The following is a 24,584-nucleotide window of genomic DNA, read 5'->3' as shown; positions in this document are numbered from 1 at the left end:
CAAAAGGTTTAATTGAAATTTGAATCTTTTATTAAAGTTGTAAAAGATTACAAATGAGTGATTTGAAATCTATTTTATCGATTAAAAACATCTTATTTCGCTAAAATGCATTTTATTCTTGTTTTGTATGGTCTTTTGTTTTAAATTTGTATCAGTAACCTACTTAATTTGTTAGTCTTCCCCAAGTCTAACAGGAATAAAAAAAGGATAGAAGCCCCCAAGTCTCTATCCTTTTTACTTTTTTATGATATTCTGTTTTATTCGAAACTTTGCATATCTACTAGTTTCTTATAAACACCATTTTTGGTAATAAGATCTTGGTGTTTTCCTTGTTCTGTAATTTCACCTTTATTTAAAACAATAATTTCATCAGCATTTTGGATGGTTGATAGACGATGTGCAATAATGATGGAGGTTCTATTCTTCATCATGTTTTCTAAGGCATCTTGTACCAAGCGTTCACTTTCTGTATCTAATGCCGAAGTAGCTTCGTCTAACACCATAATTGGTGGGTTTTTAAGTACAGCACGCGCAATGCTTAAACGTTGTTTTTGGCCTCCTGAAAGTTTTCCTCCAGCATCGCCAATATTGGTGTCAATACCTTTCGGAAGGTTTTTTACAAATTCCCAAGCGTTTGCAATTTTTAAGGCCTCGATAATTTGATCATCCGTAGCATCTTCTTTTCCGATAAGGATGTTGTTTTTTACTGAATCGTTAAATAGGATAGAATCTTGAGTTACTAAGCCCATTAAATTCCGAAGTGAATGCTTTGTTAGGTTTTTAATGTTTTCGCCATCTATGGTAATACTACCTTCGTTAACATCGTAAAAACGGGTAACTAAATTAGCAATGGTTGATTTTCCACTTCCAGATTGACCAACTAACGCAATACTTTTTCCTTTAGGCACTGAAATTGAGAAGTTTTTCAGAACCATTTCATCTTCATATTTAAAGGAGATGTTGTTTAATTTTATTTCATTAGAAAAGTCTTTTTTGGTTATCGCATTTGGTGAATCTTTTAAGGTAGATTCTGTATTTAGAACTTCTAAAACACGATCGGCAGATGCGTTACCGGTTTTTACTTTATAACTCGCTTTACTGATTGCTTTGGCTGGTGTTAGAATGTTATAAGCCAGAACCATGTAAGTTATAAATTGGTCTGGGGTTAATATTTTATCAACTAAAACCATTTTTCCACCATATAATAATATCACTGCAATCACCACAATTCCTAAAAATTCAGAAGTTGGAGAAGCCAAGTTTTGACGATGGGCTAAGTTGTTCGAAAATTTAAACAATCGGTTTGTAGACGTTGTGAAAATTCTATTGAATTTATCTTCAGCATTAAAACCTTTAATCACTTTTAAGCCGTTAAGCGTTTCGTCTAAAACAGAAAGAAACATGCCGTTTTCTTCTTGTACACGATTAGAATGTTTTTTTAAACTTTTTCCAACGCGTGAAATAATAAGTCCAGAAATAGGAATAAATACAAAAACGAAAATAGTAAGATTTACACTAATAGTAAACATCACGATAATCGTGAATATAATGGTTAGCGGTTCTCTAACCAAAAGCTCTAACATGGCTAGTAATGAATTTTGAATTTCATTAACATCGGCCGAAATTCTCGAGATTAAATCGCCTTTTCTTTTTTCTGAAAAATAGGCAATAGGAAGCTCTACTGTTTTTTTGTATAACTCGTTTCTAATGTCTTTTAATATCCCATTTCTTAAATAAGCTAGAAAGAAATTAGAAAAGTAACCGGATAGGTTTTTTAGCAAAAACGTTGCCAATACAATGCAAATCATTATAATTAATACACTGTATTGACCGTCTGTTGCTATTTTTTGAGTAATAAAATAGTTTAAAGAATCTTCTAAATATTCGCCATATTCTAAAATGCCATCATAATCAGCACGGCTGGGTTTGGTTGTTATAGATTCGGCAGTTTTTAATAAAACTTTTAACATCGGCATAAGTGATACAAAAGAGAGTGTACCAAATAGTGCGAAAAGGATGTTAAAAAAAATATTTAAATAGGCGTATTTCTTGTAAGGTGAAATAAACCTGGAAAGCTTCTTTATATAATCCATTAAATAAGGTTCATGCTTTTTAAGATGTCTTCTGCTTTAGTGTCTAACGCAGCTTCGGTTGTTTTGAAGTCTTCAATAGCCGATAGCGGTGTGTTTACACTCACGTAGAATTTAATTTTTGGTTCGGTTCCACTTGGTCTTAATGCCACTTGGCTACCATCTTCAGTATAATAAATTAGTACGTTGGATTTTGGAACATCAATAGGTGTTTTTTCACCAGTAATCATATTTTTTGAAACCGATAAATCGTAATCTTCAAACTTAACTACTTTAGATCCGTTAACTACTTTAAGGGTGTTGTTACGCGCGTCGGTCATCATTTGTTTGATTTCCTCGGCACCTTCGATACCTTTTTTAGTTAACGAAATTAATTTTTCTTTATAAAAACCGTGTTCGGTGTATAATTTGATTAATTCGTTGAAGAACGAACTTCCGTTAGATTTTGTAATTGCTGCAATTTCGCAAGCCAACAGGGTAGAGGTAACGGCATCTTTATCGCGAACAAAATCGCCAACCATATAACCGAAACTTTCTTCACCACCACCTATAAAATCTAATTCAGGAAAATCGTGAATTAACTTCGCAATCCATTTAAAACCTGTTAATACAATTTTGCTTTCCACACCGTAAGATGTTGCTAGCTTGGTAAGCATTGGTGTAGATACTATAGTTGAAGCAATAAATTGTTTGCCGTTAATTTTGCTTTCTGATTTCCATTGTTTTAATAGAAAATCAGTCATCATTAACATGGTTTGGTTACCATTTAAAAGTTGTAATTCACCATCCGAATTTCTAACCGCCACACCTAAACGATCGCAATCTGGATCGGTACCAATTACGATATCGGCATTTACTTTATCGGCTAATTCTAAAGCCATTTTTAAAGCTGCTGGTTCTTCTGGGTTTGGAGAAGCTACGGTTGGAAAATCACCATCTGGAGCTTCTTGTTCTTTTACAATATGAACGTTTTTGTATCCGGCACGTTTCAACGTTTCAGGAACTGCCGTAATTGAAGTTCCGTGTAATGATGTGAAAACAATGGTTAAATCGTCTTTTGCTGCTTGTGTTGCACCAACAGAACCATTTTCAACTGAGGCATCGATAAATACATCATCAACATCTTTTCCAATATATTCTATTAAATCGTTATTGGCTTCAAATTTAATATCGGCATAATCCAAAGCGTTAATTAAACTAATTACAGCGCCATCATGCGGTGGTACTAATTGTCCGCCATCTTGCCAATATACTTTGTAACCGTTATATTCTGGTGGGTTGTGCGATGCTGTTAAAACAATGCCACAATGGCAATTTAAATGCTTTACCGCGAACGATAATTCTGGTGTTGCACGTAAATCTTCGAATAAATAGACTTGAATTCCGTTAGCAGAAAACACATCGGCTACCAGTTTTGCTAAGCTTTTACTATTGTGTCTACAATCGTAAGCAATAACCGCTTTAGGTGTTTCTCCAGGGAACGATTTTATTAAATAATCACTTAAACCTTGTGTGCTTTTTCCTAAGGTATATTTGTTGATACGGTTTGTACCAACCCCCATTATACCGCGCATACCACCTGTTCCAAATTCTAAATCTTTATAAAAGCTTTCTTGAATATCTTTTGGATTGTTAGCAATACTATCTTTAATAGTGTTTTGCGTTTCTTCATCAAAAGCAGGTGTTAACCAAGCGTTTATTCTGTCTAAAATTTTCGGTTCAATGTGTATCATGTTTTGTATAATTAGTTGTGTAACAAAAGTAAACAATTGTAATAGAAAAATTGGAACTCCATTTAACTTTTTACAATTGGAGGAATCAGCAATAGCCCTTGCTGAGGATTTATTTTAAATTTAATTCATTTTTTATTAAATAGCGGTTTTTGTCGGGTTTATTTCGAAGAATTATTTCGCCTAAAAAACCTGCAACAAAAAATTGCATACCTATTATCATGGTAGAAAGTGATATAAAAAACTGTGGACGTTCGGTAATAAGGCGTCCTGCTCTGTTTAAAAATAACTTGTCGATGCCCAAATAGAAGGCAAAAGCAAAACCAATGGCAAACATAATAAATCCTAAAGATCCAAATAAATGCATGGGCCGTTTACCGAAGCGCGATAAAAACCAAATGGTAATTAAATCGAGAAAACCGTGCACAAACCGATCCATACCAAATTTAGTTTCGCCGTATTTTCGAGCTTGATGTTGTACTACTTTTTCACCAATATTACTGAAACCTGCGTTTTTTGAAAGTACCGGAATATAACGATGCATTTCGCCATTAACGTCAATGTTTTTAACTACTTCTTGTTTGTAGGCTTTTAGTCCACAATTGAAATCGTTAAGAGTTACCCCCGATGTTTTACGCGCGGCCCAATTAAATAGTTTAGAAGGTAGGTTTTTTGCGATAACAGAATCGTAACGTTTCTTTTTCCAACCAGAAACTAAGTCGAAACCATCTTTTATAATCATATTATAAAGGTCTGGTATTTCATCTGGATTATCCTGTAAATCGGCATCCATAGTGATAATAACATCACCTTCAGCTTTTTTAAATCCGGCATGTAAAGCCTGCGATTTACCAAAATTTCGTGAAAACTGAATGCCTTTTACGTTATCATTTTTAGTTGAAAGCGTCGCAATTATTTTCCATGAATCGTCGGTACTACCATCATCAATAAAGATAATTTCGTACGTAAAACTATGGGCTTGCATAACGCGTACAATCCAATCGTGTAATTCTGTTAAAGACTCCTGCTCGTTAAGTAGTGGTATAACTACTGATATATTCATGTAATGGTTTTCAATAATAAGATTCAAAAATACAGAATTTATTCTGCGTCAGGGTTCTTTTTTTTCATTGCAGCAGCAACAATAAGTCCTATAATACTAAACATCACTAAATAACCTGCTAATCCTTTTACAATATTTGCTATAGAATAATTGTTTTGAGCTTCCATGTTTTCAACAGTTTGGTCTATAACGCCACTTGGAGAATTGAAACCTTCCATCATTTCTACTGTTTTTTCAATAGTTTTTTGCTTTAAAACTTCAGCGGCATCGGTATCAATAAAATTGAATAATACATAAGAAACTAGTGTGCTAATAAGTAAACCTAATGCTACCGTAATAAAATAGGCGGTAAAAGCTTCTTTAAAAGTGGCGTAACCTGCTTGTACTTGTTTGGCTTTGGCAACCGAAATGATACCAAAAACAATAATAGCAATTAAAATGAAGATACCTAACCAAGTATTGGTTAATATTGTAATGTCGATAGCATAAGGTACTATTGTAATTAAAGCTAGTAGTGTGCCTAGATACAAGCCGAAATTTGTGGCTACAGATTTTAAAGTTTTGTCCATAATATTTTTATTGAAATTTTTTAGTTGAAATGTTAGTGTTCAAAGATAGTAAAACGTTACATTTGTACCAGTAAAAAATAAAATGCAAAAAATATTGTGAATTTATAAAATTTGCTTAAATTTGCACTTCCAAAATTGAAAAGAATAAAAGCATTTAGCGATGAGAAAAGGTATACACCCAGAAAATTATAGATTAGTAGCGTTTAAAGATATGTCTAACGAAGATGTGTTTTTAACAAAATCTACAGCAAATACAAACGAAACTCTTGAGGTTGATGGTGTTGAATATCCATTAATAAAAATGGAGATTTCTAGAACATCTCATCCATTTTACACTGGTAAATCTAAATTAGTAGATACAGCTGGTCGTATTGACAAGTTTAAAAACAAATACGCTAAGTTTAAAAAATAAGTTTAGCACGTATTTAATTTATATAAAGCCTTCATATTTAATATGGAAGGCTTTTTTGTTTTCTATATTTAAATTACTTTTGAAAAATAATAAGACTTGAAACTATTTTTTTCAAGCCATAAATCCTTTGGATTCAAATGAATTACATCCTTTTTGACGGTCCCTCTCGAAACAGTTTATTACCCTTTACATATACGAGGCCCGTAGCCGAAATTCGAGTTGGTATACTAACCATTCGTGAAAAATGGGAAAAACACCTAGGTTGCACCACAACTACAATCACGGAAGATTATTTAGCTGAAAAATTCCCGATGGTAGAAATGGAAGAAAATGTGATGATTAACGCATCATACCTTCCAAACGAAGCTTTAATTGAAGTTGTAAAAGGTTTAAAGGAAAACCAATTGATTCTTAAAGGTGAAGATATCATAGCTTTTTTTACAAAAGAAGAGCAAGAGGATATCGATTTTGATGCTTTTGAAGCTATTGAATTTAAGGATGATGTTTTGGTTATCGAGAATACTTGGGATATTTTTTCTAAAAATGCAGATGCTATTCAGGAAGATTTTAACTTACTTACCGAAGACTGTAGCTCGCAGCCCATTTCTGAAACAAATAATGTTATAGCTCCAGAAAACATCTTTATAGAAGCAGGTGCAAAGCTAGAATTTGTAACATTAAATGCCTCTAAAGGACCTATTTATATTGCTAAAGATGCTGAAATAATGGAAGGCGCACTAATTCGTGGGCCTTTAGCTTTAGGTGAAGCTTCTGTTATAAAAATGGGATCTAAAATTTATGGGCCAACAACTATTGGGCCGTTTTGTAAAATAGGTGGAGAAGTAAGTAATTCGGTTATTTTTGGACATTCAAATAAAGGGCATGAAGGCTTTTTAGGAGATTCTGTTTTAGGTGAATGGTGTAATATAGGCGCCGATACTAATAATTCAAACTTAAAAAATAACTATGCCGAGGTGCGGTTATGGGATTATGAAACCGAAGGTTTTGCCAAAACAGGCTTGCAGTTTTGCGGTCTTATGATGGGAGATCATAGTAAATGTGGTATAAATACCATGTTTAATACCGGTACCGTTATTGGTGTTAGTGCAAATATTTTTGGGCCAGGATTTCCACGTAATTTTGTGCCTAGCTTTTCTTGGGGTGGCAGCGCTGGTTTTTCAACCTATTTAACAAAGAAAGCTTTTGAAGTAGCCCAAATAGTTATGAGTAGACGTGGAATTGAATTTGATGAACAAGATCAGGCTATTTTAGAGTATGTTTTTGAAGAAACTAAAAAATATAGAAGAGAATAGGAGGACTTTAGAACTTAACTTTATTATAATAGGTGAAATGTGTGAAAGTCATTTTAAATGAATCTTGTTTTAATTATAAGATCTATTTGTAATAACAAATGCATATCTGCTTTTCAAGTTAAGTAGGTGCCTAGTATAATGGCTTATAGCTCTGGTTCAGGTTGTTCTTGTGAGTTAACCTAGGCGTTGTTTTTAGAGTTAAATTATAGCGCAATGTTCTAATTTTATGGAGTTATTATTTTGTGCAACGAAATTTGCTTAATATGTGGAGTATTTACAATTAATTCTTCTTCAGGGTATTGAATGTAAAATAACACAATGATATTTAAGTTTTTAAAGAGTAATAAGTTATGAATTGGCTATCTTGGAAAAAAATAAGTCAATTATTCTATTTTATGCGTATTTTTTTTAAAAACGTTTACTTGTTTTCTGTTATATTTTTTATAGCTCTTATATTGGATAACTTGGTAAAGGAAAACCAAGATACATCCCTTCATCGTTTTATAACCAAAAGTTTAGTAACGGGTTTATTGTTGGTGTATTATCTAGTGAATAAGAGTGATAAGGTTCCTAAATTTAAGTCTAATGCCGTAATTATAGGTTTAGTCCTTTTTACTATTGGTGGCTGTTTTGGGGTGCTCATGAATAATAGTTATACCTATTTCTTGCTGTCTTTCGTGTTTTTTGCAGGAGGTAAAATTTTTTATGGCTTAAGGTTAGCGAAAAATCACGATTTTAATTATAATCGGATATTCTTCTTTTTATTACTTTTTAGCTTATATATGTTCTTGCTTGTTACCCAAGTTTACGATAACTCAGAAGGACAATTCTTCATAATTATCGTTTATTTTTTTATATCTGTAGTTTTATTGGCATTTGCTTTTGTTAGAAAAGAGTTTGTTTGTTACAAGAGTTATATTTTGGTGTTTTTAGGTTTGCTGCTTTTTGTAATATCCGAAAGCATGCTAGCGATAAAGCTTTATGGAAGTAGCTCTGCATTCGATGGTCCAATATTACTTGTTTTATATGAAGTAGGACAATACCTGTTTGTTCTGGGTATATTGAGTGAAGTTTTGCTTGAACCAACTGAAATAGATCAGTTTTCTAATAAGAGTAATATAATTTAGAAAAACAATCAAGTTATAACTGTAATCATGCGGTTACGAAAAATCGGAGTTACAAAGAAAGTACGTGCTAATTTAAATCATGTTTTTGAAAAAACGAAAATGTTTCGTTGAGACGAGGATGCTGTTTTTTTACGTTTATTTAAGCTTAACCGATTAACTTTTTTGTTGTGTTTATTGTTCCGAAATATTAAAATAAGTATTTGTATATTTGTTTTAATATCAATAGATTATGATGAAAAGGATTGCTGTTTTTTTTATGTTTTTATGTGGGTTTTCTTATGGGCAAACCAATAATTTTGTAATTGAGAATTTAGATATAAATAATGAAAATCCTCATTTCGGTCTCATGCGGGTTGGTAACAATATTATGTTAACTTCCTTTGAGCTTGATAGAAAAGGTAAAGTAAAACGTGTTCATGGCGAGCCAAAACTAATGGTGCTTCAGGGGTATTTAGTTGGAAATGACAAAATAGAAAACCTTATGCCATTACAAATAGATCCAAAAGCAGACGTATCTAAAATTAATAGTGCGACACTATCGGCAGATGGAAAAAAAATATATATTTCTACAGTCTATACCAAAAAAAACAAACCAAAAGTTCCCTTTAAAGAAACCAATTTTCATATTGAAGTTGGTGAGTTTGAAAGTGGAGTAGGCTTTACTAATTTTAAGGTGTTAGATTTTTGTAAACCTAGGTTTTCTTATGCGCATCCTGCATTAAGTAGCGATGGGAAAACCATGTATTTTACAGCTAATATTAAAGGCGGTAAGAACACCTCAAAAGGAGCTTCGGATATTTATAAAGTCGATATTTTGGAAGATGGTACTTATAGTGAACCCCTAAATTTAGGACTTAAAGTTAATTCTTATAGCAAAGAAATGTTTCCTTATATTGCTGATGATAATACCTTGTATTTTTCGTCAAATAGGCCAAATGGTTTTGGTGGTTACGATTTATATAAATCTACAATGAATAGTGAAGGCGCCTTTGAGAAAGCAGTTAAATTGGAAGAACCTTTAAATAGTAATAAAGACGATTTGTCTATCATTATAAATGCTGATAATGTTTCAGGTTTTCTATCATCAAAGCGACTCGGCGGAAAAGGAGATGATGATGTATATTTTTTTAAAAAGATGTAATTAGAAAGGTTATCGCTTCTTTTTAACTTGTTTAAGTTCTAATAAATTAATAGGATTTATACCCAGTCCTTCAACGTTTTTTCGTGTAAAACGTACAACTTCATCATAAAATAAAGGGATTATTGGAGCTTCTTGCATCACTAAAGAATCCATTTTAGTATAAAGTAAAGCTCTACTTTCAGGGCTTGTTTCTGTAAAGGCTTGCTCGTACCAAGCATCAAATTGGTCGTTTTTAAAATGCGTATAATTTGGGCCGTTTGGCGCAAAATTTTTGCTGTAGTAAAGCGATAAGTAGTTTTCAGCATCGGGGTAATCGGCTACCCAACTGGCTCTAAATAGATCCAGTTTTCCGTTGGCTTTAGCATCTTTTAAGGTCGCAGCAGGAATCACATCAATATTTACAATAAGGCCTGTTTTTTGTAGCTCACGCTGTATGTATTCGCAAAAACTTAAATAATTCCCAATGGTGGTAATAGTGATTTCTGGTGCGTTATTATTGGTTTCGTCTTTAAATTGTTGGACTAATTGTTTTGCTTTTTCGGGTTTGTAAGTAAAGCCAATATTTTCATTGTATCCCGGAAGTCCTTTTGGTATAAAACCCCCATTAGCAGGAATACCAACGCCGTTTCGTAAATAAATCATCATTTTATTTCTGTCGAAACCATAATTTACCGCCTGTCTAATTAATTTAGATTGTACTTCCGATACTTCAGAATCAAGATAAAAGGCCAAGTATTCGGTGTTTAAGTAAGGGCCGCGAATTAAGTTCGATATGTTTTCATATTTGCTTCTCAATTGGCCATCGGCAGTTAAAACTTCATCTTTGTAAGAGGCATCTAAACCTGATACAAAATCAATGTTTCCTTGAGCAAATTGCATAAATTCACTTTGCTTGTCTGGTAAAAATGTAATAGCTACAGCTTCTAAATAGGGTAAGCTTTTTCCTAGTTTATCCTTTTCAAAATAAAGATTGTTTTTTCTAAAAACAAGTTTCACGTTTTCTTCCCAACGTTTGAATTTAAATGGACCTGTGCCAATTGGGTTCGCTCTAAAGTCGGTGTTATAATGTTCTACAATTTCTTTGGGTACCACCGAGCAGTATTTCATGGTGAGCAAGCCGAGAAAAGCAGGGAAGGCTTGTTTTAATTTAATTTGAAATACCGAATCATTTACCGCTTTAAAATAATCTACCTTGCTTAAAATCCAACTTCCTGGCGAAGCAATTTGTTTATCTAATAATCGGTTTAAGCTGTATTCAACATCTTTCGCGATAACGGTTCTAGTTGAGTCTTTTCCAAATAATTGATGTTTATGAAAAAATACATCATTACGTAAGTTGAAATTATAAGTTTGAGCATCTTCGGAAATAGTCCAGCTTTTAGCAATACAAGGCATTACATTTAAGTTGTCGTCCATTTGTACTAAGCCGTTAAAAAGCTGATTGGTGGCCCATATATCGGCAATGTCTTTTGAGAAAGCAGGGTCTAACGAACCTATGTTTTTATGTTCGTTATACTTAAAAACAAGATGATCTTGGTTATGGTTTGTATCATTTCCGCAGGAAAAAAAGAATAAAACAGCGCAACTAATTGATAAGTAGTTTATTATTTGGATAGTAACATGTTTTATCATATAACTTATTAATTGTAAATTTGCAGACTTTTAGTGTTAACAGGTAAATATAATGAGATTTTCATCTAGGTGGAAATGAAATATAATAAATGAATAAAAAAGTCGCATTTTATACTTTAGGTTGTAAGCTTAATTTTTCTGAAACATCAACCATTGCTAGAGATTTTAGTAATGAAGGATTTAACCGTGTCGATTTTTCTGAAAAGGCTGATATTTACGTGATAAACACGTGTTCGGTTACCGAAAATGCCGATAAGCGTTTTAAAACCATTGTAAAACAGGCGCAAAAAGCAAATCCAGATGCTTTTGTAGCGGCTGTGGGATGTTATGCGCAGTTGAAACCTCAAGAGTTGGCCGATGTTCACGGTGTGGATTTGGTGCTTGGTGCTACTGAAAAATTTAAAATTACCGATTATATAAACGATTTATCAAAGAACGATTTTGGCGAAGTCCATTCCTGTGAAATTGAAGATGCCGATTTTTACGTAGGTTCATATTCAATAGGCGATAGAACACGAGCATTTTTAAAAGTTCAGGACGGTTGCGATTATAAATGTACCTATTGCACCATCCCTTTAGCGCGTGGTATTTCTAGAAGTGATACCATGGAAAATGTGTTGCAAAATGCCCGAGATATTTCAAAACAAAATATTAAAGAAATTGTTTTAACTGGCGTTAATATTGGCGATTACGGAAAAGGGGAGTTCGGAAATAAAAAACACGAGCATACTTTTTTAGATTTGGTTACCGAATTGGATAAAGTTGAAGGCATTGAGCGTTTACGAATTTCGTCTATCGAACCTAATTTATTAAAGAATGATACCATTGATTTGGTATCGAAATCTCGTGCCTTTGTGCCGCATTTTCATATTCCATTGCAATCTGGGAGTAACGAGGTTTTAAAGAAAATGAAACGCCGATACATGCGAGAGCTCTATGTAGATCGCGTTTTAAAAATAAAAGAAGTGATGCCGCATGCTTGTATTGGTGTGGATGTTATTGTTGGGTTTCCTGGTGAAACAGATGAGCATTTTTTAGAGACTTATAATTTTTTAACCGAGTTAGATATTTCTTATTTACACGTGTTTACCTATTCGGAACGTGATAATACGGAAGCAGCAGATATGGATGGTGTTGTGCCAGGTAATGTGCGTAGTAAACGTAGTAAAATGTTACGTGGTTTATCGGTTAAAAAACGTCGTGCCTTTTACGAAAATCAATTGGGTAGTTCGCGTGTTGTTTTGTTTGAAAGTGAAAATAAAGGCGGATATATCCATGGCTTTACCGAGAATTACGTAAAAGTAAAAACACCTTGGAATCCAGAATTAGTAAATACTTTACATGACGTTGTATTGACTAAAATTGACGATGATGGTTTGGTGCGTTTCGACTTTGAAAATCAGGGAGTAACAACTTAAATTCTATAAATTCCTTTTTGAAGAGGTTTTTATGATTTTAAACGACTTTTTTTGAGTCTCTGATGTTGCTAGTGTAAGTTTGGTGAAATATTGTGGGTTTTTTCTTAAAACCTTATTGTTGATTATGAAAAAACACTTAAAACTTCTTTTAGCTTCCTTAGCTATATTTGCCTTTGTATCATGTTCCAGTAATGATGATGATCAAAATTTTGATTTACTTGGCGTATGGGAAAGTACAGTGAGCGACACCAATTCTGTATCCACATTTAATTTGGTGTTTGGTGAATCGAATACAGGGCTTACAATAAACTCTGTAGTTAATGGTGAACTAGAAATTTCGTCTATAAATACTTTTAGATGGGAGTTAAAAGGAATTACCGTAACGCTTGAAGATATTGATACAGATGATAAGGTGTATACCCTAAATACCGAGGGACAGCTTGTTTTAATGACGTCCGATAATCAAACCGTGATATTAGATAAAGTATCCGATGATTATGCTAAGTATTATTAGAATGTTCATTTTAAAATAAAACATAAAAAAAACCGAAGCTAATAACTTCGGTTTTTTTATTTTCAATATTTAGAAATTTATATTCTTACGCCTACAGGTAGCATACGTTTATATTTTCTATTGCTTCTTACAAATTTTGCTATTTCCGGACAGGTAGGCATCACGCTTAAATTACGTTCTGCTATTTGTTCAAAAACCACCGATAAAAATTCATTATTAAAATCTTCTTCAGTAATTTGTTCTGGAACTATAAGTTTTGTTAAAAAAATTTTTCGTTCTTGTAGCGAATATTCTATTATGGCCAAATGGTCATCTATTTTAATCTCAAATTGACGTAAAAATTCATTGTCAATCAATTCAGCAGCTTCAACCATATCATAAATTTTTTTTAATTATCCCAAATCTTAAAATAGTGAAAACTATTTTGTATAAGTTTGTAGTGCAAAAATACGAAAAAAAACCTATATAAAAGTTAAATAGATCTTAATCCCTTATGAGTCAAGAGTTAATACATGTTTATTTAATGCCCGGAATGGCTGCGAGTCCTTTGATTTTTGAGAATATTAAATTACCGGAAGCTCATTTTCAAATTCATTTACTAGAATGGATGATACCAATTGATAATGAATCGCTTAGGGATTATGCATTGCGTATGTGCCAGCATATAAAGCATGAAAATATTGTGCTATTAGGGGTGTCTTTTGGAGGTGTGCTAGTACAAGAAATGGCAAAACATATCACGCCTAGAAAACTCATTATTGTGTCTAGTGTAAAATCGATGTTTGAATTACCTAAAAGAATGGTTATAGCAAAAGCAACTAAAGCTTATAAGTTAGTTCCTACGCAATTAGCTGCAAATATTGATGTGTTCGAAAAATATGCCGTTGGTGAAGTCGTTAAAAAACGAATAGAACTCTATCAAAAATACCTTTCGGTAAATGATAGTCGTTATTTATCTTGGGCCATAGAGCAAATGTTGTGTTGGAATCAAACGGAAGTACCAAAGGGTATTATTCATATTCATGGCGATGCTGATGGTGTTTTTCCCATAAAAAACATAAAAGACTGTATAGTGCTTAAAAACGGAACACATATTGCGGTAATAAATAAATACAAATGGTTTAATGAAAATTTGCCTAAAATTATTTTACAGAACTAAATTAAAAACTATATTTAAATAAAAATAGAAAAATGAAAATTGTACAGAAGTCCCTTGCTATGATAGGATTGTTAAGTTTGTGTGTGTTATTTGTTAACGCCTTTCAAGACGCCCCTACCGATGAAAATTTTGAAACTAAATTAGTTAACGATTATAATGTTTATGCCTTACAAGTTCCAGAGCAATTAGATTTTGCAGGAGAAGCCATGCCGCTAAAAAACCCTGATATTTTTGAGCGCATGGATAGAGAATTACTTGTAAATACATATTGGCAATCTAATGGATTGTTGATGTTTAAACGTGCTAAAAAGTATTTCCCTATTATAGAGCCTATTTTGGCAAAGCATGGTGTGCCAGACGATTTTAAATATTTAGCCGTTATAGAAAGTGGCTTAACCAATGCGGTTTCTCCAGCAGGTGCTCGTGGTGTTTGGCAAATTATGCCAGCTACCGGACGCGAAAACGGGTTAGAGGTTAATAGTAATGTAGACGAACGTTACAATTTAGAATTAGCTACCGAGGTGGCTTGTAAATATTTATTAAAATCGAAAGCGAGTTTAGGGTCTTGGACTTTGGCTGCAGCGGCCTATAACGCGGGTAATGCAGGTGTATCTAGACGTTTAAGAGAACAAAACGTAAACACGTATTACGATTTGCTTTTAGGTGAAGAAACGGGACGTTACATGTTTAGAATTGTAGCTTTAAAAGAAATTTTATCTAATCCAGATACGTATGGTTTTAATTTTAGAGAAAAAGATTTGTACAAAGAAATCCCAACGTATAAAGTAGAGGTGGATACAGCGGTAACCGATTTTACAAAGTTTGCTGAAAACTTTGGTATCAACTACAAAATATTAAAATTGCATAACCCTTGGTTACGTGAACCACACCTGAATAACAGGTCTAGAAAACAATACTTTTTAGATATTCCGAAGGAAGGTTTTTATAACTAATATATCATAAGATACAAAAAAGCCAACACGAAAGTGTTGGCTTTTTTTATGCAATAAAAAGAGTTTAAAAATCTACCCTCTACGTTTTTGAGCTCTTACCGATCCGCCAGCACCGTAATGTTGGTTTGGTCCAACGGCACGTTTCATATTATCTTTCATCATTTTTATTTGGTCAGTTAACATGCCTTGTTTATCCAATTTTGTAGCTTCAGTAAGTAATTTTTGAGCTTCTATTTTTCTTTTCTTTGAAAAAGCAATACCTGCTAAATTAAGTTTGGCCATCGCTAAATCGTGATCCATAGTTAATCCTAAAGAAATGGCTTTCTTAAAGTATTTTTCCGCTTCATTCATATTAGATTGCGATACCATTACACCGTGTAAGTAATTGAAATAACCTTGTTGTTTCTTTATTAAAGCGGCTTCTGGATTTTTAATTTTGTTTAACCATTTTGTAGCGCCTTCAAAATCTTGTTTTCTTAATTTCAAAAAAGCTAAAAGTATAAACTCATTTCTAAAGTATAGAAATATAAAGATAAGCGATAATAAAATAAGCATAATACCATTACCTATATAACCTTCGGTAAATTGATAAATGGCAAAAGCGATAATTCCCGCTGCGATAATAAGTTTTATAATTTTATTGTACATGGTTGTATTTTGTTCTAAATTAGAGGATAATTTCCTGCTTGTTAACTGTTAATTATGCAAAGAAACTAAAATTTTATGAAAAACAAATTATTCCTTTATCATAAAAAACAAGCATGAAGTCAAATATATTGCGGTGTTGTTAATGTTTTCGGTACAAGTGAAATTATTATGAAAATATTTAAAATAACATTTGTCAAAGTGAAAACTCTTCGTATATTTGCCGTCAGTTTTAGGGGATACCCGAGCTAAGATATTATAAAATACAATTCAGTTTTAAAGACACAAGATAATGAGTAAAAGAACGTTTCAGCCTTCTAAGAGAAAAAGAAGAAACAAGCACGGTTTTAGAGAAAGAATGGCTTCTGCTAATGGTAGAAAGGTATTAGCACGTAGAAGAGCTAAAGGAAGAAAGAAAATATCTGTTTCTACTGAAACTAGACATAAAAAATAATGATTAACAATTGTTAATAAAATATAAGGTGTTACTTAGGTGTAACGCCTTTTTTTATGTCAACGATTTACTATTTTTGCAACACATTAAGTGACAATAAATAACGCGTAAAAATGCCAAAAAATCCAAAACTAAAATCGATATTAATTATTGGCTCAGGTCCTATTGTAATAGGGCAGGCCTGTGAATTTGATTATTCAGGAACCCAAGCGCTGCGATCGCTTAGAGAAGACGGAATTGAAACCGTTTTAATAAACTCTAATCCCGCAACAATCATGACCGATCCTTCTATGGCCGATCATGTGTATTTACTTCCACTAACTACAAAATCGTTAATTCAAATTTTAAAAGAACATCCTCAAATAGACGCTGTTTTACCAACTATGGGTGGGCAAACGGCTTTAAATCTATGTATTGAAGCGGATGAAAAAGGAATTTGGAAAGATTTTGATGTTGAAATCATTGGTGTAGATATCGATGCCATTAATATTACTGAAGATAGAGAGCAGTTTCGTGAGCTGATGCTTAAAATAGGAATTCCTATGGCACCACAAGCAACGGCAACATCTTTCTTAAAAGGTAAAGAAATTGCGCAAGAATTTGGTTTCCCTTTAATTATTAGAGCCTCATTTACTTTAGGTGGAGCGGGCGCCTCTTTTGTTTATAGAGAAGAAGATTTTGATGAATTATTAACGCGCGGATTAGAAATTTCTCCAATCCACGAAGTAATGATTGATAAGGCCTTAATTGGTTGGAAAGAATACGAGTTAGAGTTACTTAGAGATTCAAATGATAATGTTGTTATTATTTGTTCTATCGAAAATATGGATCCAATTGGTATTCATACCGGAGATTCTATCACTGTAGCACCAGCTATGACTTTAAGTGATAAAACGTTCCAAAAAATGCGCGACATGGCCATACACATGATGCGTAGTATTGGCGATTTCGCAGGAGGATGTAACGTACAGTTCGCTATTTCTCCAGATGAAAAAGAAGATATTATTGCCATTGAAATTAACCCACGTGTATCGCGTTCTTCAGCATTAGCAAGTAAAGCAACAGGATATCCTATTGCAAAAATTGCTGCTAAATTAGCTCTAGGGTATCATTTAGATGAATTAAATAATCAAATTACAAAATCAACATCAGCGCTTTTCGAGCCAACATTAGATTATGTAATTGTAAAAATACCACGATGGAATTTTGATAAATTCGAAGGTTCAGATAGAACTTTAGGACTTCAAATGAAATCTGTAGGTGAGGTTATGGGTATCGGGCGTTCTTTTCAAGAAGCCTTACACAAAGCCACGCAGTCACTAGAAATTAAAAGAAACGGTTTAGGTGCCGACGGTAAAGAAAATAAGAATTACGAACAAATCATTGAGAAGTTAACTTACGCTTCTTGGGATCGTGTTTTTATTATTTATGATGCTATCGAAATGGGAATTCCGTTAAGCAGAATTCACGAAATCACAAAAATTGATATGTGGTTCTTAAAGCAATATGAAGAACTTCATATGCTTAAAAACGAGATTTCTACCTTTACTATCGATACAATCGAAAAAGATTTACTTTTAGAAGCGAAACAAAAAGGATATGGCGATCGACAAATAGCGCACATGTTGGGTTGTTTAGAAAGTCAAGTTTATAGCAAACGTGAAGAATTAGGTGTAAACCGTGTATACAAATTGGTAGATACCTGTGCCGCCGAGTTCGAAGCTAAAACACCGTATTACTATTCAACTTTTGAAAGTGATATGGAAACGGCCGACGGAAAACGTTATGCCGATAATGAAAGTATTGTAACCGATAAGAAAAAAGTTATTGTATTAGGATCTGGACCAAACAGAATTGGTCAAGGTATCGAGTTCGATTACTGTTGTGTTCACGGCGTTTTAGCAGCTGCAGAATGTGGTTACGAAACCATCATGATCAACTGTAACCCAGAAACAGTTTCAACCGATTTCGATACGGCAGACAAATTGTACTTCGAACCAGTATTTTGGGAACATATTTACGACATCATTAAGCACGAAAAACCAGAAGGTGTTATCGTTCAGTTAGGAGGGCAAACAGCCTTAAAACTAGCTGAAAAATTAACCAAATACGGGATTAAAATATTAGGAACAAGTTTCGAAGCGCTAGATTTAGCAGAAGATCGCGGACTGTTCTCTAACATGCTTAAAGAAAACAACATTCCTTATCCAGAGTTTGATATTGCAACCACAGCCGACGAAGCTTCTGCCATTGCCGATGTGTTAGACTTCCCAATATTAGTACGTCCATCGTACGTTCTTGGTGGTCAAGGCATGAAAATTGTAATCAATAAAGAAGAGCTAGAAAAGCACGTTGTAGATTTATTAAGCAGAATGCCTGGCAACCAATTACTACTCGATCACTATTTAGATGGAGCCATTGAGGCCGAAGCCGATGCTATTTGCGATGGCGAAGATGTTTACATCATCGGAATCATGGAGCACATTGAGCCTTGCGGAATTCACTCTGGCGATAGTAACTCGTTATTACCACCTTTCAACTTGGGCGATTTAGTGATGCAACAAATAAAAGACCACACTAAAAAAATAGCCTTAGCCCTTAATACGGTTGGGTTAATTAATATCCAGTTTGCGGTTAAAGACGATGTAGTTTACATTATCGAAGCCAATCCAAGAGCCTCTAGAACCGTACCTTTTATAGCAAAAGCTTACGGCGAGCCGTATGTAAATTACGCTACAAAAGTAATGTTAGGCGAAAAGAAAGTGAAAGATTTCGTTTTCAATCCTAAATTAGAAGGCTACGCTATAAAGCAACCGGTTTTCTCTTTTAATAAATTCCATAACGTAAATAAAAAGCTAGGTCCAGAAATGAAAAGTACGGGCGAAAGCATCCTGTTTATCGATAGTTTAAAAGATGATGCCTTTTACGATTTATATTCAAGACGTAAAATGTATTTAAGTAAATAAACTTAAAAACAATCCATATAGAATTAAAAACCTCGCAGCAATGTGAGGTTTTTTTTGTTTTTGGACGTTACCTGTTTCCTGAAATAAGTTCAGGAAACAGGTCGGGCTTTCCGCTATATCTTTTTTTGTTTAAATCGTGCTAATTTAAAAGTTAGAACTTTTTTTGAAGTATGTCATCTTTCAAAAGCATGGTCTAATAAAGCACAAAAAAAGGATGCCGCATCAATCCCTAACGCGGGACATTCGGGGATGTTTAGGCAGTCGTTCAAAGTCTAAAAAGGATCATCAAAAATAAATGCTAAACTTCTGTATAAAAGAGCGTTATTAAAAAAATGATAGTCTACCTTTGCCTAAAATTGTTAGGTTAGCAGTTTAAAAAAGAAAAAATAATTATGAATGCAATATTCACAGATGCAAGTTTTCAAAACATGCAGAATGTAGCGAACCGCTATGGAATAAGCGTTAACGCTGTTACAAATTTAACGCAAGCCCTTATGTTAAGTAATGGTACTATGGCACAATTTAATATCCCGGAATTAGGCGGAGGAGGCCAATGGATGCAAGGTGGTATGACTATGGTAGGCGATATGTTTAACTACCAACTAAAATCTACGGTAGACGGACTTTGTGTGGAACTATCAAATTTAATAAATCAAGGTGCTATACAATATAAACCATTACCTAAAGTAGAAAATCAAAACGGTTTTCAATCAAATTCTGGTAACTGGTGGGGCGATTTAGGGTTTCCAAATTCAACAGGAAGTCAAAACGGCATGAGCTATGCTATATTTTCTAACATCGCACGTTTGGCCATTCAACAAAACGGGAAAGTTACAGTTTTTGATACTTTAGATAATCAAATTGGTGGTGTTGGTCAACAACAAGGCGGTAATTACTCTGTAAACTTTACAAGTCAATACGGTCAAGTCGATTTAAATACATTACCTATTATCTCAGGAGGTCCAGATAAACCGGCACCAATACAGGAACCTATTGTTAACAACAATAATAACAACGCTAATAATAATAATAATAATAATACGAATCAAAATCAGCCAGAACCTATCATTTTAGAATCGGCTCCCGTGTTAAATAATACAAATAACACAACTGATTTCGAGGAAGATATTTTTAGTAAAATAGAAAAATTGGCAGCTTTAAAAAACAAGGAAATTCTAACGGTTTCTGAGTTTGAAAACAAGAAAGCCGAATTATTAAGCCGATTGTAAAACGGTGTATGAGTTATTTAAAACGGTCTATATTCTGAATAAAATATTCAGAATATAGACCGTTTTTATGTTTTTAAATGCATTTTACAAAGTAACCTGAGCATTTTGGGCTTTAACAACATCGATGTGTTCTTCAATTTTAAATTCCGAAGAATTAAAACGTGAAAATCTAGACTTCGCTTGGTCTTGCCTTACAATACTGCGCGCAAAACGTCTTACACTTTGTTCGGTATCTAGAATTAAACCTGGCACAGGCACATTTTTACCATTTTCATCTTTAGCAACCATGGTAAAATAAGACGAGTTACAGTGCTTCACTTCTCCGGTTTGAATATTTTCCGATTCCACACGTAAACCAATCACCATAGAAGTTCTTCCGGTGTAATTAACAGAGGCTTTAAGCGTTACTAATTGTCCGACTTCAATAGGGTTTAAAAAATCGACTTTGTTTACAGAAGCCGTTACACAGTAGTTTCTAGAGTGCTTAGAAGCGCAAGCAAAGGCAATTTGATCCATTAAATATAAAATATGTCCACCATGAATTTTTCCACTAAAATTAGAGTGGGATGGAAGCATTAATTCTGTAATTGAAATTTGAGATTCTTCGGAATGCTTAAACATAAATTTTAGTCGTTTAGTTTTAAATAATACTTCGAAATATATTCTAAAATAGAAATATATTTAACGTAATCTATAAAGGTATTTAATTTTTAGGAAGTTTTACAAAAATCTACTTTTAAAAAATGGTTTTCGTAGCCATCGTTTTGCTTTACAAATAATATATCAATACGTTATGCGGTGGAAGTTTTTATTATTCCTCCTCTTGAGCTCGTTTAATTATAGCTTCAGGCAGTGCCTTTTTAGCTTTTGCTCCCATTTTTTTAAGCTTTTCTACACTTGTAATGATATTGCCTCGGCCATCAACCAGTTTGTTCATAGCGGCAGAATAATCAGTTTTTGCTGCATCAATTTTCTTTCCAACGTTGGTTAAATCTCTTACTAAACCTTCGAACTTATCGTAAAGAGCTCCGGCTTGTCGGGCAATTTCAACGGCGTTTTGTTGTTGCTTTTCGTTATTCCACATACTGTCGATGGTGCGCAGAGTGGCGAGTAAAGTCGATGGTGTAACAATCACTATATTTTTCTCAAAGGCTTTATTGTAAATCGCATTATCTTCATTTACAACCACAGCAAAAGCAGGTTCTATAGGGATAAACAGCAGCACGAAATCTGGTGATTCAATATCATATAAATCTTGGTAGTTTTTTGCCGAAAGTTGATCGACATGCCTTCTAATCGAATTTACATGAGCTTTTAGAAACAGTGGTTTTTCTTCATCTTCTGCGTTTACAAAACGTTCGTAATCGGTTAATGACACTTTACTATCAATAATCATTTTTTTACCGTCGGGTAAATTTAAAACCACATCGGGTAACACGCGTGAGCCGTCTTCTAATGTAAAACTTTGTTGTACAAAATACTCACGATCTTTTTCTAATCCCGATTTTTCAAGTACACGCTCTAAAACCAATTCACCCCAATTACCTTGCATTTTGCTGTCACCTTTTAGCGCTCTTGTTAGGTTGGTGGCTTCTTTGGTCATTTGTTGGTTTAAATCTTTTAAGCCCAATAATTGCTCTTTTAAAGCCGAATGCATACTAATGCTTTCCTTTTGCGTTAAATCTACTTTTTCTTCAAAACCTTTAATTTTTTCTTGAAGTGGTGTTAAAATGTTTTTTATGTTTTCTTTATTCTGAAGCGTAAATTTCTCCGATTTTTCATCTAAAATTTTAGTAGCAAGCAGTTCAAAATCTTTTCGAAGTTGGGCTTGGCGTTCTTCTAATTCCGCATCGCGCTTTTGGTTTAAAGCTTGTAAGTTTTCAAACTCTGTATTTCTGCGAGCTAATTCAGCATTTAAAAAATCTTTTTCACGACGAATATTTTCGCGGTCGTTTTCAATTTTAGAAATTGTTACTTTTTGTTCCTGTTTTTCGGATGCAGTTTGTTGTTTAAACGCTTCAAATTGGTTCTGTAAATTACTATTGCGTTCTTCTAAAGTGCTTTTTTCGCTTTTAGATTTTAGTTTGGTAAAAAGCATGCCTAAATAAGCACCAATTAAGGCCGAAATAAGAATAGCGAGAATTAAGATGAGATTGTCGTTCATTTTATTAAGTTGTATGTTGTAAAAGTAAGAAATTATAAGAGTTGTAATTTAAACTCTTTAGTCTTTCTTCACATTCGAAAAATCATATTTTTTCATTGTTTTCTGAAGTATTTCCCAATGATTCCGTAGTTGTCTTTTTATTTCTGGAGCTTCTAAATCGTCCGATGCTCTGTAAGCATATCTTAAATAATTACCTCTAAACTTTCGGTCAAAATAATCAGTTTGCGCTTTGCCATCAATATAGTTGGTTCGTTTTGCTGGTAACATTCTAGACTTTTCACCTTTAAAACTAAAAAGTCTATATAGTTTTCTTTTAAATATTGGAGCGTCATCCATAAGGTGTTTTTCTTTTATAATCTCAACTCGTTTATGCTTACGTTTTATAGTTTGTTTCATTTCTCTATAAAACTTAGCTAGGTTTTTAGATTTAATTAATGTTTGATAACCATAAAACTCAAAACCTAAGTAGTTTAAGGGGATATTTTCTTTTAAACTCCCGTTTTTCTTAATTTTATAACATTGTAAACGACTATTGTTTATTTTGAAAAGTGTTTTTTCTGTTTTCTCTAAGGATACCGTTAATTTGTTTTTTGTCATTTCATTTTTGACAAATTCTTCAATTAAAGATATTTGATGTTCTTTACAAATCACCACGATATCATCGGAATATCTTCGGTAAAACACATTGTGGTTTAAGGTTAACTCATTTAAAACGGCTTTATCAAAATCTAACATGTAGATATTCGCCAATAATGCGCTAATAGGTAAACCTTGAGGTATTCCCATTAGGTTTTTATCGTCATCATGTTTTTGGTTTTTATGAATTATAACATCAGAATCAATGAGGTCTTTTATATTTTCAAAAAAAGTATGCTTACCTGCTTTTCTATGTTTAGATAATTCTTTTTCATCAAAATGACTATTTTTAGTTTTTAGGTCTTTCAGCTTTACATAAGAAAACTTTGTAGTCGCTTTAAAAAGGTTGAAATGATCTTTCGGTAGCGTTTTATGACCTAATATCTTCGCCCAAGCTAATTTTAATTTTTTATGGTTTAGACTTGGGAAAAAGTTTTCTATATCTAAAACAAGTGCAACACAGTTTTCTCTTCGTTTAATTTCATCAAATACATCTTTTGCAAAATGCACATTGTTTTTAAATTTAAGCTTATTGTCTGTTTCTATTTGCCTGTATGCCGTTATTGAATTTGAAAGTAAAGGGTTTTGTTCTAGGTAAGCTTCGTATTTTGGTGTTATTATTTGTTGGGTATAATACGAGTAGATATGTGCATCTATGTGAGTTGCGTATAGTATTTCTCTAATTTTAGAGTTCGATACAATTTTATCATGCTTTAGTTTTTTATGCGAACGCCGTTTAACATCATTGAATTTGGATAATTTATATCTCCTTTGTTTGATTTCTTTAAAAATAAGAGGGGAGAAGGAATGCTGTGCTACTTTTTTTTGATTGGTTACAAAGCGCTCAATATTTTTTCTAATAGACATTGGAGTCTTATTAGTAAAATGTGGATACCCTCTGTCTTTAAACCAATCTTTTTGTGCTTTCATATTTTAATAAAAGTAAGAGAAGTTCTCGCACGTATTTATAACAGAATAAAACTTACACCTTAAAAAGGATTGAACCATTAGCCGAGTTCTCGACTCACGTTGCAATTGTACGTCTAATTAATAAATACTTATATATGATAGAACTTACCCTAGCAATAATTACCTTAGCTTTAGAAGCCTTTAATGTATGCCACAGCTTGGTGTATATCAATGTTCTAATAAGAATTATTGAGGTAGTAACGTTACTTCCGAAAATAATTTCTTATGTTGGTGTAACAAAACTAACAGAATTACATAGTACTTAATCACCATATTTATTATCCCATTTCTATCGAAAAGGTCGGATTAAGTGATTGATTAATAACCAATACAGTAGTTCAACAAATGTTTTATTCCTTTTAACTAAAGAACTTCCTTACTTTCAGGTAAATATACTATT

At 33.1% G+C, this 24,584-nt stretch carries 22 protein-coding genes; 12 read left to right on the top strand and 10 right to left on the bottom strand.

Features of this window, described 5'->3' with window-relative positions; all coding sequences use genetic code 11:
- Positions 1-257 precede the first annotated feature (257 nt).
- The 4 genes from QWY92_RS09945 to QWY92_RS09930 all read right to left on the bottom strand — a co-directional run bounded on the left by QWY92_RS09945 (position 258) and on the right by QWY92_RS09930 (position 5,452).
- Positions 258-2,093 (bottom strand): ABC transporter ATP-binding protein, encoded by a 1,836-nt coding sequence (locus QWY92_RS09945; RefSeq protein WP_290270809.1) that lies wholly within the window; start codon positions 2,091-2,093, stop codon positions 258-260.
- Complete coding sequence (locus QWY92_RS09940) at positions 2,093-3,823, bottom strand: phospho-sugar mutase (protein WP_290270807.1); 1,731 nt, start codon at positions 3,821-3,823, stop codon at positions 2,093-2,095. The genes QWY92_RS09945 and QWY92_RS09940 overlap by 1 nt, the downstream gene beginning before the upstream one ends.
- Positions 3,824-3,932: 109 nt before the next feature.
- A complete protein-coding gene (locus tag QWY92_RS09935; protein WP_290270805.1) occupies positions 3,933-4,883 on the bottom strand; it encodes a glycosyltransferase family 2 protein in 951 nt (316 codons plus the stop codon).
- A 38-nt stretch (positions 4,884-4,921) separates the two neighbouring features.
- A complete protein-coding gene (locus QWY92_RS09930) occupies positions 4,922-5,452 on the bottom strand; it encodes a DUF4199 domain-containing protein (RefSeq protein WP_290270803.1) in 531 nt (176 codons plus the stop codon).
- Between the two features lie 160 nt (positions 5,453-5,612).
- Between QWY92_RS09930 and QWY92_RS09925 the strand changes: the two genes are divergently transcribed.
- From QWY92_RS09925 to QWY92_RS09910, 4 genes are all read left to right on the top strand, one after another.
- Positions 5,613-5,864: a type B 50S ribosomal protein L31 gene (locus QWY92_RS09925; RefSeq protein WP_159019589.1), complete on the top strand. Its 252-nt coding sequence runs from the start codon at positions 5,613-5,615 to the stop codon at positions 5,862-5,864.
- 137 nt (positions 5,865-6,001) lie between these two features.
- Complete coding sequence (locus tag QWY92_RS09920; RefSeq protein ID WP_290270799.1) at positions 6,002-7,177, top strand: GlmU family protein; 1,176 nt, start codon at positions 6,002-6,004, stop codon at positions 7,175-7,177.
- Between the two features lie 422 nt (positions 7,178-7,599).
- Entirely contained in the window at positions 7,600-8,304 is a 705-nt protein-coding gene (locus QWY92_RS09915) for a lysoplasmalogenase family protein (RefSeq protein ID WP_290270798.1), read from the top strand.
- Positions 8,305-8,533: 229 nt separating this feature from the next.
- A complete protein-coding gene (locus QWY92_RS09910) occupies positions 8,534-9,445 on the top strand; it encodes a TolB family protein (RefSeq protein WP_290270797.1) in 912 nt (303 codons plus the stop codon).
- Positions 9,446-9,454: 9 nt separating this feature from the next.
- Here QWY92_RS09910 and QWY92_RS09905 read toward each other — a convergent pair whose 3' ends face one another.
- Positions 9,455-11,077, bottom strand: coding sequence for an ABC transporter substrate-binding protein (locus QWY92_RS09905; RefSeq protein ID WP_290270795.1), 1,623 nt, complete (start codon positions 11,075-11,077; stop codon positions 9,455-9,457).
- Positions 11,078-11,166: 89 nt separating this feature from the next.
- Between QWY92_RS09905 and mtaB the strand changes: the two genes are divergently transcribed.
- A complete protein-coding gene (gene mtaB / locus QWY92_RS09900; protein ID WP_290270792.1) occupies positions 11,167-12,495 on the top strand; it encodes a tRNA (N(6)-L-threonylcarbamoyladenosine(37)-C(2))-methylthiotransferase MtaB in 1,329 nt (442 codons plus the stop codon).
- Positions 12,496-12,619: 124 nt separating this feature from the next.
- Positions 12,620-13,009 (top strand): hypothetical protein, encoded by a 390-nt coding sequence (locus tag QWY92_RS09895; protein ID WP_290270789.1) that lies wholly within the window; start codon positions 12,620-12,622, stop codon positions 13,007-13,009.
- 77 nt (positions 13,010-13,086) lie between these two features.
- Here the strand turns inward: QWY92_RS09895 and QWY92_RS09890 are convergent, their stop codons facing one another.
- Entirely contained in the window at positions 13,087-13,383 is a 297-nt protein-coding gene (locus QWY92_RS09890; RefSeq protein ID WP_290270786.1) for a GNAT family N-acetyltransferase, read from the bottom strand.
- A gap of 119 nt (positions 13,384-13,502) precedes the next feature.
- Between QWY92_RS09890 and QWY92_RS09885 the strand changes: the two genes are divergently transcribed.
- Positions 13,503-14,168: an alpha/beta hydrolase family protein gene (locus QWY92_RS09885; RefSeq protein ID WP_290270785.1), complete on the top strand. Its 666-nt coding sequence runs from the start codon at positions 13,503-13,505 to the stop codon at positions 14,166-14,168.
- Between the two features lie 32 nt (positions 14,169-14,200).
- The gene (locus QWY92_RS09880; RefSeq protein ID WP_290270784.1) at positions 14,201-15,121 is read left to right on the top strand and encodes a lytic transglycosylase domain-containing protein; all 921 of its coding nucleotides are present in this window, start codon (positions 14,201-14,203) and stop codon (positions 15,119-15,121) included.
- A 72-nt stretch (positions 15,122-15,193) separates the two neighbouring features.
- Here QWY92_RS09880 and QWY92_RS09875 read toward each other — a convergent pair whose 3' ends face one another.
- A complete protein-coding gene (locus tag QWY92_RS09875) occupies positions 15,194-15,769 on the bottom strand; it encodes a DUF2892 domain-containing protein (protein ID WP_290270782.1) in 576 nt (191 codons plus the stop codon).
- Between the two features lie 289 nt (positions 15,770-16,058).
- Here QWY92_RS09875 and rpmH point away from each other — a divergent pair, with 289 nt between their 5' ends.
- The 3 genes from rpmH to QWY92_RS09860 all read left to right on the top strand — a co-directional run bounded on the left by rpmH (position 16,059) and on the right by QWY92_RS09860 (position 20,415).
- Positions 16,059-16,220 (top strand): 50S ribosomal protein L34, encoded by a 162-nt coding sequence (gene rpmH / locus QWY92_RS09870; protein WP_290270780.1) that lies wholly within the window; start codon positions 16,059-16,061, stop codon positions 16,218-16,220.
- Positions 16,221-16,333: 113 nt separating this feature from the next.
- Positions 16,334-19,186, top strand: a complete 2,853-nt coding sequence (gene carB / locus QWY92_RS09865; protein WP_290270778.1) for a carbamoyl-phosphate synthase large subunit — start codon at positions 16,334-16,336, stop codon at positions 19,184-19,186.
- A gap of 392 nt (positions 19,187-19,578) precedes the next feature.
- The gene (locus QWY92_RS09860) at positions 19,579-20,415 is read left to right on the top strand and encodes an SHOCT domain-containing protein (RefSeq protein ID WP_290270776.1); all 837 of its coding nucleotides are present in this window, start codon (positions 19,579-19,581) and stop codon (positions 20,413-20,415) included.
- Between the two features lie 84 nt (positions 20,416-20,499).
- Here QWY92_RS09860 and QWY92_RS09855 read toward each other — a convergent pair whose 3' ends face one another.
- The 3 genes from QWY92_RS09855 to QWY92_RS09845 form a co-directional block, all read right to left on the bottom strand.
- The gene (locus tag QWY92_RS09855; protein ID WP_290270774.1) at positions 20,500-21,036 is read right to left on the bottom strand and encodes an acyl-CoA thioesterase; all 537 of its coding nucleotides are present in this window, start codon (positions 21,034-21,036) and stop codon (positions 20,500-20,502) included.
- Between the two features lie 190 nt (positions 21,037-21,226).
- A complete protein-coding gene (locus QWY92_RS09850) occupies positions 21,227-22,579 on the bottom strand; it encodes a DNA recombination protein RmuC (RefSeq protein WP_290270772.1) in 1,353 nt (450 codons plus the stop codon).
- A 57-nt stretch (positions 22,580-22,636) separates the two neighbouring features.
- Positions 22,637-24,145 (bottom strand): reverse transcriptase domain-containing protein, encoded by a 1,509-nt coding sequence (locus tag QWY92_RS09845; RefSeq protein ID WP_290270770.1) that lies wholly within the window; start codon positions 24,143-24,145, stop codon positions 22,637-22,639.
- A gap of 134 nt (positions 24,146-24,279) precedes the next feature.
- Here QWY92_RS09845 and QWY92_RS09840 point away from each other — a divergent pair, with 134 nt between their 5' ends.
- Complete coding sequence (locus QWY92_RS09840; RefSeq protein ID WP_290270769.1) at positions 24,280-24,450, top strand: hypothetical protein; 171 nt, start codon at positions 24,280-24,282, stop codon at positions 24,448-24,450.
- Positions 24,451-24,584 lie beyond the last annotated feature (134 nt).

Source organism: Algibacter miyuki, from assembly GCF_030409805.1.
Classification (GTDB): Bacteria; Bacteroidota; Bacteroidia; order Flavobacteriales; family Flavobacteriaceae; genus Algibacter; species Algibacter miyuki.
Note: the sequence above shows the minus strand (reverse complement) of the source record. Positions and strands in the feature narration are given on the sequence as shown.

Excerpts from the sequence above, each read along its gene's own strand:
- QWY92_RS09945 (WP_290270809.1), bottom strand. The coding sequence starts at position 2,093 with ATGGATTATATAAAGAAGCTTTCCAGGTTTATTTCACCTTACAAGAAA.
- QWY92_RS09940 (WP_290270807.1), bottom strand. The coding sequence starts at position 3,823 with ATGATACACATTGAACCGAAAATTTTAGACAGAATAAACGCTTGGTTA.
- QWY92_RS09935 (WP_290270805.1), bottom strand. The coding sequence starts at position 4,883 with ATGAATATATCAGTAGTTATACCACTACTTAACGAGCAGGAGTCTTTA.
- QWY92_RS09930 (WP_290270803.1), bottom strand. The coding sequence starts at position 5,452 with ATGGACAAAACTTTAAAATCTGTAGCCACAAATTTCGGCTTGTATCTA.
- QWY92_RS09925 (WP_159019589.1), top strand. The coding sequence starts at position 5,613 with ATGAGAAAAGGTATACACCCAGAAAATTATAGATTAGTAGCGTTTAAA.
- QWY92_RS09920 (WP_290270799.1), top strand. The coding sequence starts at position 6,002 with ATGAATTACATCCTTTTTGACGGTCCCTCTCGAAACAGTTTATTACCC.
- QWY92_RS09910 (WP_290270797.1), top strand. The coding sequence starts at position 8,534 with ATGATGAAAAGGATTGCTGTTTTTTTTATGTTTTTATGTGGGTTTTCT.
- QWY92_RS09905 (WP_290270795.1), bottom strand. The coding sequence starts at position 11,077 with ATGATAAAACATGTTACTATCCAAATAATAAACTACTTATCAATTAGT.
- mtaB (WP_290270792.1), top strand. The coding sequence starts at position 11,167 with ATGAATAAAAAAGTCGCATTTTATACTTTAGGTTGTAAGCTTAATTTT.
- QWY92_RS09895 (WP_290270789.1), top strand. The coding sequence starts at position 12,620 with ATGAAAAAACACTTAAAACTTCTTTTAGCTTCCTTAGCTATATTTGCC.
- QWY92_RS09890 (WP_290270786.1), bottom strand. The coding sequence starts at position 13,383 with ATGGTTGAAGCTGCTGAATTGATTGACAATGAATTTTTACGTCAATTT.
- QWY92_RS09885 (WP_290270785.1), top strand. The coding sequence starts at position 13,503 with ATGAGTCAAGAGTTAATACATGTTTATTTAATGCCCGGAATGGCTGCG.
- QWY92_RS09880 (WP_290270784.1), top strand. The coding sequence starts at position 14,201 with ATGAAAATTGTACAGAAGTCCCTTGCTATGATAGGATTGTTAAGTTTG.
- QWY92_RS09875 (WP_290270782.1), bottom strand. The coding sequence starts at position 15,769 with ATGTACAATAAAATTATAAAACTTATTATCGCAGCGGGAATTATCGCT.
- rpmH (WP_290270780.1), top strand. The coding sequence starts at position 16,059 with ATGAGTAAAAGAACGTTTCAGCCTTCTAAGAGAAAAAGAAGAAACAAG.
- carB (WP_290270778.1), top strand. The coding sequence starts at position 16,334 with ATGCCAAAAAATCCAAAACTAAAATCGATATTAATTATTGGCTCAGGT.
- QWY92_RS09860 (WP_290270776.1), top strand. The coding sequence starts at position 19,579 with ATGAATGCAATATTCACAGATGCAAGTTTTCAAAACATGCAGAATGTA.
- QWY92_RS09855 (WP_290270774.1), bottom strand. The coding sequence starts at position 21,036 with ATGTTTAAGCATTCCGAAGAATCTCAAATTTCAATTACAGAATTAATG.
- QWY92_RS09850 (WP_290270772.1), bottom strand. The coding sequence starts at position 22,579 with ATGAACGACAATCTCATCTTAATTCTCGCTATTCTTATTTCGGCCTTA.
- QWY92_RS09845 (WP_290270770.1), bottom strand. The coding sequence starts at position 24,145 with ATGAAAGCACAAAAAGATTGGTTTAAAGACAGAGGGTATCCACATTTT.
- QWY92_RS09840 (WP_290270769.1), top strand. The coding sequence starts at position 24,280 with ATGATAGAACTTACCCTAGCAATAATTACCTTAGCTTTAGAAGCCTTT.